The organism is Arthrobacter sp. SLBN-112, from assembly GCF_006715225.1.
Taxonomy (GTDB): Bacteria; Actinomycetota; Actinomycetes; order Actinomycetales; family Micrococcaceae; genus Arthrobacter.
The window spans coordinates 1,635,951-1,649,030 of the sequence record NZ_VFMU01000001.1; the positions used below are offsets into that span (position 1 = coordinate 1,635,951).

The 13,080-nt window shown below is 67.1% G+C and carries 15 protein-coding genes; 8 read left to right on the plus strand and 7 right to left on the minus strand.

Annotated elements, in window-relative coordinates; all coding sequences use genetic code 11:
- Window positions 1–76: 76 nt before the first annotated feature.
- Window positions 77–1,129 carry a LacI family DNA-binding transcriptional regulator gene (locus tag FBY33_RS07685; RefSeq protein WP_142030057.1) on the plus strand — a complete coding sequence of 351 codons (1,053 nt, stop codon included), beginning with the start codon at window positions 77–79 and terminating at the stop codon, window positions 1,127–1,129.
- Window positions 1,130–1,151: 22 nt separating this feature from the next.
- Here the strand turns inward: FBY33_RS07685 and FBY33_RS07690 are convergent, their stop codons facing one another.
- Complete coding sequence (locus tag FBY33_RS07690; protein ID WP_142030058.1) at window positions 1,152–2,042, minus strand: hypothetical protein; 891 nt, start codon at window positions 2,040–2,042, stop codon at window positions 1,152–1,154.
- Window positions 2,043–2,076: 34 nt separating this feature from the next.
- Window positions 2,077–2,883: an exodeoxyribonuclease III gene (locus FBY33_RS07695; RefSeq protein WP_142030059.1), complete on the minus strand. Its 807-nt coding sequence runs from the start codon at window positions 2,881–2,883 to the stop codon at window positions 2,077–2,079.
- A 160-nt stretch (window positions 2,884–3,043) separates the two neighbouring features.
- Here FBY33_RS07695 and FBY33_RS07700 point away from each other — a divergent pair, with 160 nt between their 5' ends.
- The 5 genes from FBY33_RS07700 (at window position 3,044) to FBY33_RS07720 (ending at window position 7,933) form a co-directional block, all read left to right on the plus strand.
- Complete coding sequence (locus tag FBY33_RS07700; RefSeq protein WP_142030060.1) at window positions 3,044–4,201, plus strand: enoyl-CoA hydratase/isomerase family protein; 1,158 nt, start codon at window positions 3,044–3,046, stop codon at window positions 4,199–4,201.
- Complete coding sequence (gene mmsB, locus FBY33_RS07705; protein ID WP_142030061.1) at window positions 4,194–5,216, plus strand: 3-hydroxyisobutyrate dehydrogenase; 1,023 nt, start codon at window positions 4,194–4,196, stop codon at window positions 5,214–5,216. Before FBY33_RS07700 ends, mmsB begins: the two co-directional genes overlap by 8 nt.
- The gene (locus FBY33_RS07710; protein WP_142030062.1) at window positions 5,213–5,989 is read left to right on the plus strand and encodes an enoyl-CoA hydratase; all 777 of its coding nucleotides are present in this window, start codon (window positions 5,213–5,215) and stop codon (window positions 5,987–5,989) included. The genes mmsB and FBY33_RS07710 overlap by 4 nt, the downstream gene beginning before the upstream one ends.
- 137 nt (window positions 5,990–6,126) lie before the next feature.
- Window positions 6,127–6,804 (plus strand): DedA family protein, encoded by a 678-nt coding sequence (locus tag FBY33_RS07715; protein ID WP_142030063.1) that lies wholly within the window; start codon window positions 6,127–6,129, stop codon window positions 6,802–6,804.
- A gap of 154 nt (window positions 6,805–6,958) precedes the next feature.
- Entirely contained in the window at window positions 6,959–7,933 is a 975-nt protein-coding gene (locus FBY33_RS07720) for an SDR family oxidoreductase (RefSeq protein WP_142030064.1), read from the plus strand.
- Between the two features lie 19 nt (window positions 7,934–7,952).
- On the opposite strand, the gene FBY33_RS07725 is transcribed toward FBY33_RS07720, so the two are convergent.
- The 5 genes from FBY33_RS07725 to FBY33_RS07745 all read right to left on the minus strand — a co-directional run bounded on the left by FBY33_RS07725 (window position 7,953) and on the right by FBY33_RS07745 (window position 11,470).
- Entirely contained in the window at window positions 7,953–8,738 is a 786-nt protein-coding gene (locus tag FBY33_RS07725; RefSeq protein WP_142030065.1) for a MerR family transcriptional regulator, read from the minus strand.
- Between the two features lie 55 nt (window positions 8,739–8,793).
- Complete coding sequence (locus FBY33_RS07730) at window positions 8,794–9,129, minus strand: hypothetical protein (RefSeq protein ID WP_142030066.1); 336 nt, start codon at window positions 9,127–9,129, stop codon at window positions 8,794–8,796.
- A gap of 150 nt (window positions 9,130–9,279) precedes the next feature.
- Window positions 9,280–9,483 carry a cold-shock protein gene (locus FBY33_RS07735; protein ID WP_013599688.1) on the minus strand — a complete coding sequence of 68 codons (204 nt, stop codon included), beginning with the start codon at window positions 9,481–9,483 and terminating at the stop codon, window positions 9,280–9,282.
- A 131-nt stretch (window positions 9,484–9,614) separates the two neighbouring features.
- Complete coding sequence (locus tag FBY33_RS07740; RefSeq protein WP_142030067.1) at window positions 9,615–10,241, minus strand: response regulator; 627 nt, start codon at window positions 10,239–10,241, stop codon at window positions 9,615–9,617.
- Window positions 10,238–11,470 (minus strand): sensor histidine kinase, encoded by a 1,233-nt coding sequence (locus tag FBY33_RS07745; protein WP_142030068.1) that lies wholly within the window; start codon window positions 11,468–11,470, stop codon window positions 10,238–10,240. The genes FBY33_RS07740 and FBY33_RS07745 overlap by 4 nt, the downstream gene beginning before the upstream one ends.
- Window positions 11,471–11,666: 196 nt before the next feature.
- On the opposite strand from FBY33_RS07745, the gene FBY33_RS07750 reads away from it, so the two are divergent.
- The gene (locus FBY33_RS07750) at window positions 11,667–12,251 is read left to right on the plus strand and encodes a GlcG/HbpS family heme-binding protein (protein WP_142030069.1); all 585 of its coding nucleotides are present in this window, start codon (window positions 11,667–11,669) and stop codon (window positions 12,249–12,251) included.
- 9 nt (window positions 12,252–12,260) lie between these two features.
- The gene (locus FBY33_RS07755; RefSeq protein ID WP_235010481.1) at window positions 12,261–12,977 is read left to right on the plus strand and encodes an ankyrin repeat domain-containing protein; all 717 of its coding nucleotides are present in this window, start codon (window positions 12,261–12,263) and stop codon (window positions 12,975–12,977) included.
- The last annotated feature ends 103 nt before the right edge of the window (window positions 12,978–13,080 follow it).

The following is a 13,080-nucleotide window of genomic DNA, read 5'->3' on the forward strand; positions in this document are numbered from 1 at the left end:
GTGGGAAGATTCATGGCCGGAGGTAAACGCAGGGCTATTCGGCCCTACGCCGAAAAGGAGTTAAAGAGGGGACACTGTGGCACGGACAACGGAAAGGTCCCAGCGGGGCGGCCATAATGGCGTCAGCATCGAGGACGTGGCGGCAGCCGCCGGAGTCTCAACGGCCACTGTTTCCCGGGCCGTCCGAGGATTGCCACGGGTCTCGCCGGCAACCCGGGAAAAGATCCTGGAGGTGGCCGGGAACCTGGGCTACGTCGCCTCTTCCTCCGCCTCCGGCCTGGCCACGGGCCGGACCAAGACCATCGGTGTCCTGGCTCCGTTCGTGAGCCGCTGGTTCTTCTCCAAAGCCATTGAGGGCGCCGACCGCGAGTTGCACGCCCGGCATTACAACCTTTCCCTCTTCAATCTGGGTGGCCACGGCAGCAACCGTGAGCGGCTCTTCAGCAAGACCATGGTCTACAAACAGATCGACGCCCTGCTGGTGTTGTGTATGGCGCTCAGCCACGAAGAGATTGAGCACCTGCAGAAGATTGACATCCCGCTGGTTGTTGTTGGCGGCCACGTTGAGGAATGCCCCTACATCGGCATTGACGATTACGCCGCTGCCTCCACCGCGGTCCGGCACCTGATCGACCTGGGCCACCGGGACATCGCCCTGCTGCATGGCGACGACGAGACCGACCTGAACTTCGACGTCCCCCGGGTGCGCATCCTGGCGTTCAAGGACGTGATGGCAGCAGCCGGGCTGCCCACCAGGCCGGAATGGGACGAATGGGGGGACTTCACCGTCCGCAGCGGCCAGGAGGCCTTCCGCCGCCTGTGGTCCCGTCCCGGCCAAAAGCCCACGGCAATCTTCTGCGCCTCGGACGAGATGGCCATGGGCGTCATCTTCGAGGCCAACCGGGTCGGCGTGAACGTGCCCGGCGAACTGTCAGTGGTGGGCATCGACAACCACGACTTCGCCGACGCCATGGGCCTGACCACAGTTGGGCAACGTCCCGACGAGCAGGCCGAGCTGGCCACCAAGATGCTGCTTGACGAACTGGACGGTGAGACCGGAGCTGTCCATTCCGCCGTCGCGCCCCACGAGCTGATCATCCGGCGCACCACCGCACGCCCAAAGAACTGAAGCGCCCGGAACTGACGACGGGTCAGGACGCGCGGGCCAGTTGCCGGATGGGGATCCAGCGGGAGGCGAGCCGGCGGTAGGCCGCCGCGGCCCCGGTCATGTCACCCTCCGCGAGGCACTCGATGCCCAGCCGGATATCCATGGGCGATTCGTCAGGGTAGACCTTGTCCGCCACGGCCCCGTAGTCCAGTTCCACCATGGAGTTCACGTGGAACTGCTCAAGCCACTCCGTCAGCTGCGCCAGGTCATCAAGCATGTCCAGGTCCGGGGCGGCGAGTGCCAGGTTGGCCACCGCGTAGCGGGCCCGCTCCAGGGCATCGGTGATGGATGCCCAGACCCGCACGGTGAGGATGCGTCCCGCGGCTTCAACCACATCCTTGCGGTCCGATTCCATGAACAGTGAGAACCAGCTGAACGGGATTCCCCAGGTGGACGCCCTGGTGTGCACCCGGATGGATCCGTCCCGGGCCTTCACTTGGTCAATCCGCTCCTGGTGCCGGTCACGCTGCTCCTCGGGGATCAGCAGCTCGGCCAGCGGGCCGTGGATTCCCTCCATCAGGGCGTTGGCCGCCAGCCCGGCGCGCAGGACCAGCTGGCTGGGGCAGTACAGGAGGACGGGCTCGGTGTCCGCGCCAGCACCGTCGTCGGACGTTCCGTCATCCGGGGCCGGCGCGGTGGTGACGCGCATGAGGTCCGTGCGCCCCGTGGGGAAGGGGTCGCCGCCGGAGCGGGTGATGCGCCCCAGCGAGGCCAGCAGTTCAGCGTTTTCGACGGCGGCACGCGACACGGCCTGCGCCCCGGCCGCCTGGATGGCCGGGCGTTGTTCCTCCGGGAAGGCTTCCAGGGGTTCGTAGACGCGCAGGGTTGAGGAAAAAGGCAGGCCGGCCTGGCCCCGGTAGAGGTTTCCCGTCATTACGGTCTCCTTGAATGGGTCCAGGTTGCAGTCATCAGTCCGCCAGTTCCACCAGTACGGGAGCGTGGTCTGAGGCGCCCTTGCCCTTGCGTTCCTCGCGGTCGATCGAGGCGCCGGTGACGCGTGCGGCAAGGGCCGGGGAGGCCAGGATGAAGTCGATCCGCATGCCTTCCTTCTTGGGGAACCGCAGCTGTGTGTAGTCCCAGTAGGTGTAGACGCCGGGGCCGGGGGTGTAGGGGCGCACCACATCGGTGTAGCCGGCTGCTTCGAAGGCGTGGAACGCCTCGCGCTCGGGCGGGCTGACGTGCGTGGCCCGGTTCCTGATGAACAGGTCAATGTCCCAAACGTCATCGTCGAAGGGGGCGATGTTCCAGTCGCCCATCAACGCCACCTGCGCCTGCGGGTTGTCCGTGACCAGCGACTGGGCGTGCGTCTTGAGGCTTTCCAGCCACTTGAGCTTGTACGGCATGTGTTCGTCGTCAAGGGATCGGCCGTTGGGGACATAGAGGCTCCAGATGCGGACGCCGCCGCAGGTGGCAGCCATGGCCCGGGCTTCCTGCACGGGATCCTTGCCGGCCTTGCCGAAGGAAGGCTGGTCAAGGAATGTCCGCTCCACGTCCTCAAGCCCCACGCGGGAGGCGATGGCGACGCCGTTCCACTGGTTCACCCCGAAGTGGGCCACCTCGTAGCCCATCCGTTCAAAGAGCTCCCACGGGAAGTTGTCGTCCTTGCACTTGGTCTCCTGGATGGCCAGGACGTCGCAGTCGCTGCGCTGGAGCCAGGCTTCAACGCGGTCGGCGCGGGCACGGAGCGAATTCACATTCCAGGTAGCTATCTTCACGGTTCCTAACTTACCTTGGCGGCCGCACGCCGGGTAAAGCCTGGACGCGCCGGCGCCCACGATCCGCCGCGGTTGGTTCCCGGCAGGAACGGGCGGGTATATTCGCAACAGAATGACCTGGATCACGCATCCGGCCACCATGCGAAGGAGCACCCCGCCGATGACCGAAGCCAAGGACAGCACAACGGACAGCGCGGCAGGGAAAGGTGCGGACGTACTTTTTGAACGCCGCGGCGGGCTGGGCGTGATCACCCTCAACCGGCCGCGCGCCGTCAACGCACTCACCGCTGGAATGGTGGACCTGCTCCTGCGGCAGCTCACCGCATGGGCAGGGGACGACGACGTGGCTGCCGTCCTGATGCAGGGCGCCGGGGAGCGTGGCCTGTGCGCGGGCGGAGACATCGTGGCCATCTACCGGGACATGCTGCACGGCGGAAACGGAACGGCCGATTTCTGGCAGACCGAATACTGCGTGAACTCGCTGATTGCCCGGTACCCCAAGCCGTACGTGGCCCTCATGGACGGGCTGGTCCTGGGCGGCGGGGTTGGGATTTCGGCGCACGGGAACGTCCGCGTGGTCACAGAGCGGACCAGGATGGGGATGCCAGAAACCACCATTGGCTTTGCGCCCGACGTGGGCGGGACCTTCCTGCTTGCCCGTGCACCAGGCGAATCTGGAACCCATGCGGCCCTGACAGGAGCACACTTGGGGGCGGGGGATGCCTTGTTCCTGGGCCTTGCAGACCGTTACGTCCCGTCGGACGCGCTGCCCCGCCTCATGGCTGCGCTGGAGCATGAAAGTCCGGACGCCGCCGTCGGCCGCTTTGCCGAAGAGCCCCCCGCCTCGGTGCTGGCCGGGCAGCGGGACTGGATCGATGCCTGCTACGCCTCGGACGACGCAGGGGAAATCGTCGCCCGGCTCCGGTCCTGGACGGGGCCGGGGCAGCAGGAAGCCCTTGAAGCCGCTGCCGCGATCGAAGCCAAGTCGCCCACCTCGGTCAAGGTCACCCTGGCGTCCCTGCGCCGCGCCGCGGCCCTGACCCTGGATGAAACCCTGGCCCAGGAGTACCGGGCAGGGATCCGTTTCCTGGCCGGTACTGATTTCCGCGAAGGAATCCGCGCCCAGGTGGTGGACAAAGACAGGAACCCGCAATGGAAACCTGCCACCCTGGCAGAGGTGCTTCCCGGGCAGGTGGACAGGTTCTTCCAGCCCCTGGACGGCGGGGAACTGGATTTGCGCCCACAGGCTGGACCCCACTCCCTGCCTGAACTGGGCTCCCGGCCTGACGTGCCGGTAAAGGAGGCCGACCATGCCTGAAAAGAGCAGTGTGGCCTTCCTGGGCCTTGGACACATGGGCGGTCCCATGGCCCTGAACCTGGACCGCGCCGGTTACCGGGTGGCTGGTTTTGATGTGGTGCCCGAAGCCCTCCAAACGGCCCGCGCCCAGGGTATTCCGGTGGCAGGGAGCGCCCTGGATGCGGTGGACGGTGCCGACGTGGTCCTCACCATGTTTCCCAGCGGCCGCCACGTCCTGGATGCCTACCTGGGCGGCCCCCACGGGCCCGGACTGCTGGCCGCGGCGCCCCCGGGAACGATGTTCCTGGACTGCTCCACCATCAATGTGGACGAGGCCCGGGAAGCCGCCCGGCTGGCCATCGAGGCGGGCCACCGTTCCGTTGACGCCCCCGTTTCCGGTGGCGTGGTGGGGGCCGAAGCGGGCACGCTGACGTTCATGGCCGGCGGCGAGGCGGCTGATTTCGAGGCTGTGTTGCCGCTCCTGGAGGTCATGGGCAAGCGGGTGGTGCATTGCGGCGGACATGGAGCCGGCCAGGCTGCCAAGATCTGCAACAACCTCATCCTGGGCGTCTCCATGATCGCGGTCAGCGAGGCTTTCGTGCTCGGCGAAGAGCTGGGCCTGACCCACCAGGCCCTGTTCGACGTCGCATCCGCTGCCTCCGGCCAGTGCTGGGCGCTGACCACCAACTGCCCGGTGCCCGGACCGGTTCCCACCAGCCCCGCCAACCGGGACTACCGGCCAGGCTTCGCCGCAGCGCTCATGGCCAAGGACCTCAATCTCGCCGTCAACGCCCTGGACAGCACGGGGGTGGCGGGAGAGATGGGAGCGCTCGCCGCCCGCATCTACGATAGGTTTGCCGCGGAAGGCGGCGCCGGCCGCGACTTCTCGGCCATCATCACGGACATCCGCGACTCATCCAGCCGGCATGCCCATGGACAGCACGACGGCGGGGACCCGCCGGGGGAGCGCGCCGGCACCCAGTTGCCGGCCCGGAGCCGCACCACAACAGCACACGACGACGGGAGCCCCGAATGACGGAGTACGCCAACATCCTGGTGGAGCAGCAGGGCAGGGTAGGGCTGGTGACCCTCAACAGGCCCTCCGCGTTAAACGCGCTGAACAAGGCCACCATGGAGGAGCTTGTCGCAGCCGTTACCGCCATGGATTCCGATCCCGGAATCGGGGCCGTGGTGATCACCGGCTCCGGCAAGGCCTTCGCAGCGGGAGCCGACATCAAGGAGATGGCGGACCAGGGCTACATGGACATGTACACGGCGGACTGGTTCCGGGGCTGGGAGGACTTCACGCGGCTGCGGATTCCCACCATCGCGGCGGTGTCCGGGTTTGCCCTGGGCGGCGGCTGCGAACTGGCCATGATGTGCGACCTCATCATCGCCGGAGACAACGCCAAATTCGGGCAGCCGGAGATTAACCTTGGCGTGCTTCCCGGCATGGGCGGCTCGCAGCGGCTCACCCGTGCAATAGGCAAGGCAAAAGCGATGGATCTGATCCTGACCGGCAGGTTCATCGATGCCGAGGAAGCGGACCGGTGCGGATTGGTGTCCCGGGTGGTTCCGGCCGGGGATGTGGTGAATGAGGCCATCAAGGCCGCAGAAGTGATCGCGTCCAAGTCCAAACCGGTCGCCATGGCCGCGAAAGAGGCGGTAAACGCCGCCTTCGAAACCGGGCTGGCCCAGGGGGTGCTGTTCGAACGGCGGCTCTTCCACTCCCTGTTCGCCACCGAGGACCAGAAGGAAGGCATGGCGGCGTTCACGGGGAAGCGCCAGCCGGAATTCAAGCACCGGTGATCCGGGTGCCATTGCCGGTGCGCGTCCGGCGGCCTGTCCGGCGGCCGTGACCGGCATGGCACGTCTGGGGCGGCCCCGTAAGGTAGAGAAGACGGGCCGCCGCGCGGCCAAGGCATGCAGGGGGACGGGATGGACGTATGTGGACAAACATGACCGGTGCAGCCACCCCCACCGAGGGGCTCACTGGAATCGTCGGTTTTGCCGCGAGAGCCATCGACACCCTCGGTGAGTGGGGCGTAGGCGGCTTCACGCTTGCCGAAACGGTGGTGCCTCCCATCCCCAGCGAGGTGATCCTGCCCTTGGCGGGCTACCTCGCCAAACAGGGCTCCCTGAACCTCTTCCTCGTCTTCGCCACCAGCACCCTCGGCGCATACCTGGGCGCGCTGCTGCTCTATTGGCTCGGCGCCAAACTGGGGCTCGAACGGTCCATCCGGTGGTTGTCCAAACTGCCCTTGGTTGACCGCGAAGACTTTGAGCACGCGGCAGGCTGGTTCCGCCGCCACGGCAGGTCATCCATCTTCTTTGGCCGCCTGTTGCCCGGCGTCCGCAGCCTCATTTCGCTGCCGGCCGGGGCGGCTGCCATGCCCCTGGCCACCTTCAGCCTCTTCACGCTTGCCGGGAGCGGGCTGTGGAATGGTGCCCTCATCGGCCTGGGTTACCTCCTGGGCACCCAGTACCGGCTCATCGAGGAGTACTCCCGGTTCCTGAACTACGCCGTCTACGCTGCACTGGCCGTTGCCGTGGTGTTGCTCGTCATCCGCCGGACCAGGCGGGCCAAGCGGGCCAAGGCTGACCGGGCCGGCGCCAGCCGCTGACTACCAACCGTCCAGTCCCCGCCACAGCAAGCTTTTCGCGCAGGAAACCGGGCCACCGGAACCTTGTCCCGCAGCTCACCTCCCGATACGATCGCACTGGTAAGCCTACTTAGTGTTTTTGTTGGCGCCCCACGGAGCGCGGGACGGAGGCGGCATGCGGGTCAAGAAGGCAGTGGTGGTCATCACCGGAGCATCAAGCGGCATCGGCCGTGCCACGGCGCTCGAATTCGCGGACAAAGGTGCCCGCCTGGTCCTTGCCGCGCGCAGCGCCGGTGCCTTGGAAAGCCTGGCCCACGAGGTCCGGAAGCGGGGCGGCAAGGCGGTCGCGGTTCCTGCCGATGTGACAGACGCCGACAGCGTGGACGCGCTGGCGGCCAGTGCAGTGGAGGAGTTCGGGCACCTCGACGTATGGGTGAACAACGCCGCCATCGGCCTCTTCGGCCGGATCACTGACGTTCCCCTGGCGGACCTCCGGCGCGTCCTGGACGTGAACATCGGTGGATACGTCAATGGTGCACGGGCTGCCCTGCCGCGGTTCCGGGCCCAGGGTTCCGGAGTCCTGGTCAACGTCGGGTCCATAGTGGGCGAGGTCTCCCAGCCCTATACCGCGGCCTACTCCATGTCCAAGGCTGCGGTCCGTGCCCTCAGCGTGAGCATCCGTTCGGAGCTGCAACTGGACGGCATCCGAAAGGTGAAGGTCTGCACCGTGTTGCCCGCGGCCATTGACACTCCCTTCTTCCAGCACGCCGCCAACTACACGGGACGGAAAGTGGTGGCCATGCCGCCGGTCTACACCCCGGAACGGGTGGCCCGAACCATCGTCAGCCTGGCGGCAAAGCCACGCCGCGAAGCCGTGGTGGGCCCTGCCGGCCGGCTGCTGGTCCTCCAGCACAAGGTCACGCCCGCCAAAGTGGAAGCGGCCATGGCCGTGCAGGTGGAGAAGACCCATCTGTCCCGGAAGAAGTCGGTGGCGGCCTCAACGGGCACCCTCTATGAGCCATCGGGCCATACCCGCAAGGCCGCGGTCAGCGGTGGCTGGCACGGCGGACGGCGGACGGGGCGGCGCAGGATGGTTGCTGCCACGGCGGCCGCCGGGGCCGCCGCCGTGTTGTGGAAGCGCAGCCGCTGACACTGACGCTGCCGTCGCCTTAAAGGAACTTCTCGGCGAAACTGCGAAGCGCCGCCCGGACGAAGCCAGCCCCTTCCACCCCGCCGTAATTGGCGGCGAAGCGCGGGTCTTCCACGTACATGTCCGCCAGCCCCAGCACATATGCCTTGGTGTTGCCGCCATCGTCGGCTGCGGGGGTACCGGGGATGGACTTCAGCCACTCGACGTGCCGGGCTGCCAGCTCCCGCGCTTCCGGACCGTCCGCAGCAACTCGGGAGCGGGCTGCAGCCTGCCAGTCCCGGCCAAGAGCCTCCACCCTGGACTTCCATTCCCGCTTTTCGTCCGCCGGCATGCCGCGCCACCACGCGTCGGATGTCGCGTAGGCGTCCTTGCCCCACCGTTGCTCCACCTCATCCTTGTACTGGGTGTGATCGAAGCCCTCGAACATGTCCCCTGCCATCAGCTGGCCTCCTGCCCTTACTGTTTCGATTGTTTGCCGCACCGACCGAATCTGCCGTGCCAGCCGCTGCTGCTCCTGGCCAAGCCACTCGAGATGGCGGGTGAGCTCGATGACCGGATCGGTGTGCCGGTGGAAGACCTCCGCGATGGCCGGCAGGCCCAGTCCCAGCTCCCGCAGCAAGAGAATGCGCTGGAGCTGAAGGAGGGCGGCGCTGTCGTAATAGCGGTAACCGTTGCTGCCCACCCGGCTGGGCTTCAGCAGTCCAATGTCGTCATAGTGGCGCAGCGTGCGGCTGGTGGTGCCGGCAATCCTGGCGACGTCCTGGATGGACCAGTCCCGTCCGCCCGTTGCGGGGATTTCTTCCATGCACCGAGCCTAGGGTTTGACGCCGCGTCAAGGTCAAGGTCAGGGCGTCGGGCTGTCAGCGGGCCTGACGCCCGCGCGGAGAGCGGCGCCGTGCCTGGGCCACCAACCGCGTGAAAGCGAAAACGAAGACCGCCTCAAACACCAGCATGAGGCCGGTCAGCAGCCATTGCTGCCGGCTGATGAAGACGATGCATCCTGTCAGGGCCAAAATGGTTCCCAGCGCCAGCGCGTAAACGGCAAAACCGACGGCCACCTTGGCGCTGCGTACCCCGGTACGGAAGCCAAAACCGTGCGGCTCCCCGCCGGGTTGGCCCGGCACGCGGTCCGGCGCCGCGGGTCCGAGGGCGTCAAACTCGTCCCAAGGATCCCTGTCCTGGTCCTGTCCGGTCATGGATCAATTATCCCAAAAGCAGAACCGAGGTGCGCTGACCCATAAAATCAGCGGCCCTCAAAACAGATGCGCACAAAACAGCGGCCCCTCCACCTGGGGTGGAGGGGCCGCTGGATGGGGTCCCGGCAGTTGCCGGAGGCCGCCGAAGACTTAGAGCGGGCGGATGTTCTCTGCCTGCGGACCCTTGGGGCCCTGGGTCACATCGAATTCGACCTTCTGGTTCTCGTCCAGGGAGCGGTATCCGCTGGAGGCGATTGCCGAGTAGTGGGCGAAAACGTCAGCGGACCCGTCATCGGGGGCAATGAAGCCAAAACCCTTTTCGGCGTTGAACCATTTAACTGTGCCTGTTGCCATGGCTGCATTCCTTCATGTGACTCTGATTCTCTCTCCGGGAATCATCCCGGAGTGTGCGGAGAACGTCCCCCGCAGTCCCCAACGTACGGGGCGCGGGGCCATGGTGCAAGGGTATTGGCCATAAAGCGCTGTTACCGCATCCCCTCACGCCGGATTGCGGTGGCAATTGCGGCCGCCCGGGTGTCCACTCCGAGCTTGGCGTAGATGTGTGCCAGGTGGGTTTTGACGGTGGCCTCTGAGATAAAGAGCCGCCGCCCGAGTTCGCGGTTACTCAGGCCCTCGGTGAGCAGGCTGAGCAGTTCGGCCTCCCGGGGCGTGAGCACCTCGTCCGGGTTGCGCAGCTGCTGGAACAACCGGGAGGCCACCGGCGGGCTCATCACGCTCCTGCCCTGCACCGCGCCCCGGATGGCGGCAAAAATCTCCTCCGGGGCGGCATCCTTCAAGAGGTAGCCCATGGCCCCGGAGTCCACTGCCCGGACAATATCGGCATCCGAGTCGTAGGTGGTGAAAACCAGGATCGCCTGCCGGCTGTTGACGTCCCGGATCCGCCTGATGGCTTCGATTCCATCCATGCCCGGGCCCATGGCAAGGTCCATCACCACCACCGCCGGGGAGTGCGCGCGCACCAGCTCCAACGCCTCCCCGCCGGAGGATGCCTCGGCTACGACTTCCATATCAGGCTGGGTTCCCAGCAACGCGCGCAGGCCGCTCCGAACCACCAGGTGGTCATCCACCAGCAGGACCGTGATGCTGCTCATTTACCGCCCTCCAACGGCAATTGCGCGGCCACGATGGTCCCTTCGCCGGGAGCGCTTTGCACCGAGAAAACGCCACCCAGCTGCTCCACCCGCTGCCGCATGGCCCGCAGGCCGTACCCTCCGGCGCTCGACGGCGGAGCTGCCGCCGCGGGGTCAAAGCCGGTACCGTCGTCGTAAATGTCCAAGGTGACGGCGTCCGGCAGGAAGCCCACCGTCAGGGCGGCAACTGTTGCTGAAGCATGCAGCGCGATGTTGGCGGCCGCGCTCTGCGCCACCCGCAGCAGGGCGTGCCGGACCTCCGGCGGGACCGGCCCCGGCCTGCCCGTCACCGTGAGGGTGGCTCCTGGCACGTACTGCCTGGCGGCAAGCAGCAGCGCCTCCGGCAACGGGGTCGATTCCAGTCCGGGGGAGGCAAGCTCGTGGACCAGGCTCCGGGTTTCCGCCAGGTTGGTGCGCAGCAGGCGGGTGGCCTGGTGAAGATCCTCCTGCGCTGCCGCGCCTGGCCATGCACGGCCCGCAGCTTCCAGTAGGAGCAGGCTGCTGGCGAGCCCCTGGGTGACGGTGTCGTGGATTTCACGGGACACCCGCTCCCGTTCGGCAATGGTGCCGGCACGGCGTTCACTCGCCGCCAGCTGGCCCTGGGCAAGCGAAACCTCCGCGTGCAGGCGGCGCTGCTCCTCGGCGTCGTGCTGTATCCGGTCGTAGATAAGCGTCAGCATCACGCCTACTGCCACAGGTCCCAGCAGCATGGCGACGTCTGTGCCGTTGCCCAGCCGAAACAGTCCGGCCGCGGTTGCCAGGGTGATGGCACCCGCCAGGACGTAGGACGCGGCACCGCGCAGCACACTCCTGCACAGGAAGAAAAGGGCGAAGGAACACCACGCGAAGCTCGGTGCTGCCACCACCAGGACCGCCCAGACTGCCACCAGCGCAACCATCCACGGGGCGGGGTGCCGGTCCCGCAGCGGGAGCAGGGCCACGACGGCGTAGAGCAGGCAGGCGGCGGCGGCGAGTCCCAGGACCACAAGGTTGTCCGCCGGGGAGTGCCTCATGACGTACCGCACCACCGATGCCACCAGGAGCACTGCAAAGCCGAGATGGACTGCGGCCTCGATGCTTCCCAGGCGTTCCTTTGGGGTGGGCGGTGCCGGACGGGGCCCCGTGGTGTTGCCGCCGGCGGCAACGGCGGCCGCGGGGCCGGAGCTTGGGGTGGTATCTCTGCCAGGCATGCGGGGTCCGGATCTCATGGTGGGATTCACTGCCTTCCATGCTAGGGCTCCAGGGCCGTCCGGTCCCTCAGCCTTTTGGCTGATACGGCTGGCCTTTCGGGCCAGCCAGGGACAGACGAACGCCCGATGCCGCGCCAACCGCGGCCCTGAAGGATGGAAACCGGCAACAAAGACCACCCAACCCAAGGAATGCATCATGAAGAAGTCCCACAAAGTACTCGCCGCCGCAGCAGCCGGGGCAATCCTGGTGACGGCCGGAGCCACCGCAGCCGCCAACGCCGGTACTGGCCGTGTCAGCGGCACTGAAACACCCGCCGTCGTACCTGCCGTTGATGTCCACCCGGCCCCGGAGACGGTGGTGCAGCAGAACCGCATCTCTGCCACAGCCTCCGCCCAGGCTGTCTCAGCGGCGCTCGCCAAGTGCCAGGCGGACAAACTGCCGTTCGTCACCGTTGCACTCGTGGACCGCTTTGGCACCGTCCAGGCACTGCTGCGGGGAGACAACGCCGCTGCCCACACCATTGAGGCCGCCAAGCAAAAGGCCTACACCGCCGCAGCCTTCGGCACCGCCACCAGCGAGCTGGCCAAGCGCGTCAACGGCAACGGCCCCTCGATCGCGGACCTGCCAGGCACCCTGTTCCTGGCGGGCGGTGTCCCGCTGAAGGTCAACGGCGTTTCCGTGGCTGGCATCGGTGTGGGTGGAGCGCCCGACGGCGCCCTGGATGAGGCGTGCGCCACCGCCGGGGCGGACGCCATCGCCGCCGCCGGAACTGCAAAGTAGGCTGCGCTTATGGGGCGGAACCGCACTGGGGCATTGCTCATTACCGGAATGGGCATGGCCATGTTCCTGGCCGGATGCCAGGCCAGTCCCGGTGAACCTCAAGAAGTGGGCTCTCCGCCATCCGTTGTCTCTGTCAGCCCCGGCGGCCCGGGCACCGGGGCACCATCTGGTGGCGGCGTTTCCCCGACGGCGGCTCCCGCCACGTCCCCTGCTGCCCTTTCAGCCGCTCAGCAGGCGCAGCTCGACCAGGACTTGATTGCTGCCGCGAAAGCCAACAATGCGCCTTTGGTGGCCCAACTCATCAACCGCGGAGGGGACGTCAACGCCAAGGACTCCATCCAGGATTCGGCGTTCCTGTACGCGGGCGCCGAGGGCTTCAATGAGGTGCTGCAGCTGACACTGGGCGCCGGGGCGGACGTGGCCGCAACCAACCGCTACGGCGGCACCGCCCTGATCCCCGCCAGCGAGCACGGGCACGTGGAAACGGTAAGGATACTCATTGCGGCCGGTGTCCCCGTCAACCATGTGAACAACCTGGGGTGGACCGCCATGCAGGAGGCGGTGCTGCTCAACAACGGCGGTCCCCGCCAGCAGGAGGTGGTGCGGCTCCTCCTGGAAGCCGGGGCAGACCCGGCCATCCGCGATCCGGAAGGGCGGACGGCCCTGCAGAACGCGGAGCGGCTCGGTTTCAAGGAGCTCGCGGCGGTGATCCGGGGCGCTGCTTAACCTGCCCGGACCCCATCTGCCGTCGTGGGGCACTTTGGCACGGACACGCCGTCGTTATTGCCCAGAACGGCCGCTGGCGGCGCCAAAGTGCCCCACGACCGCG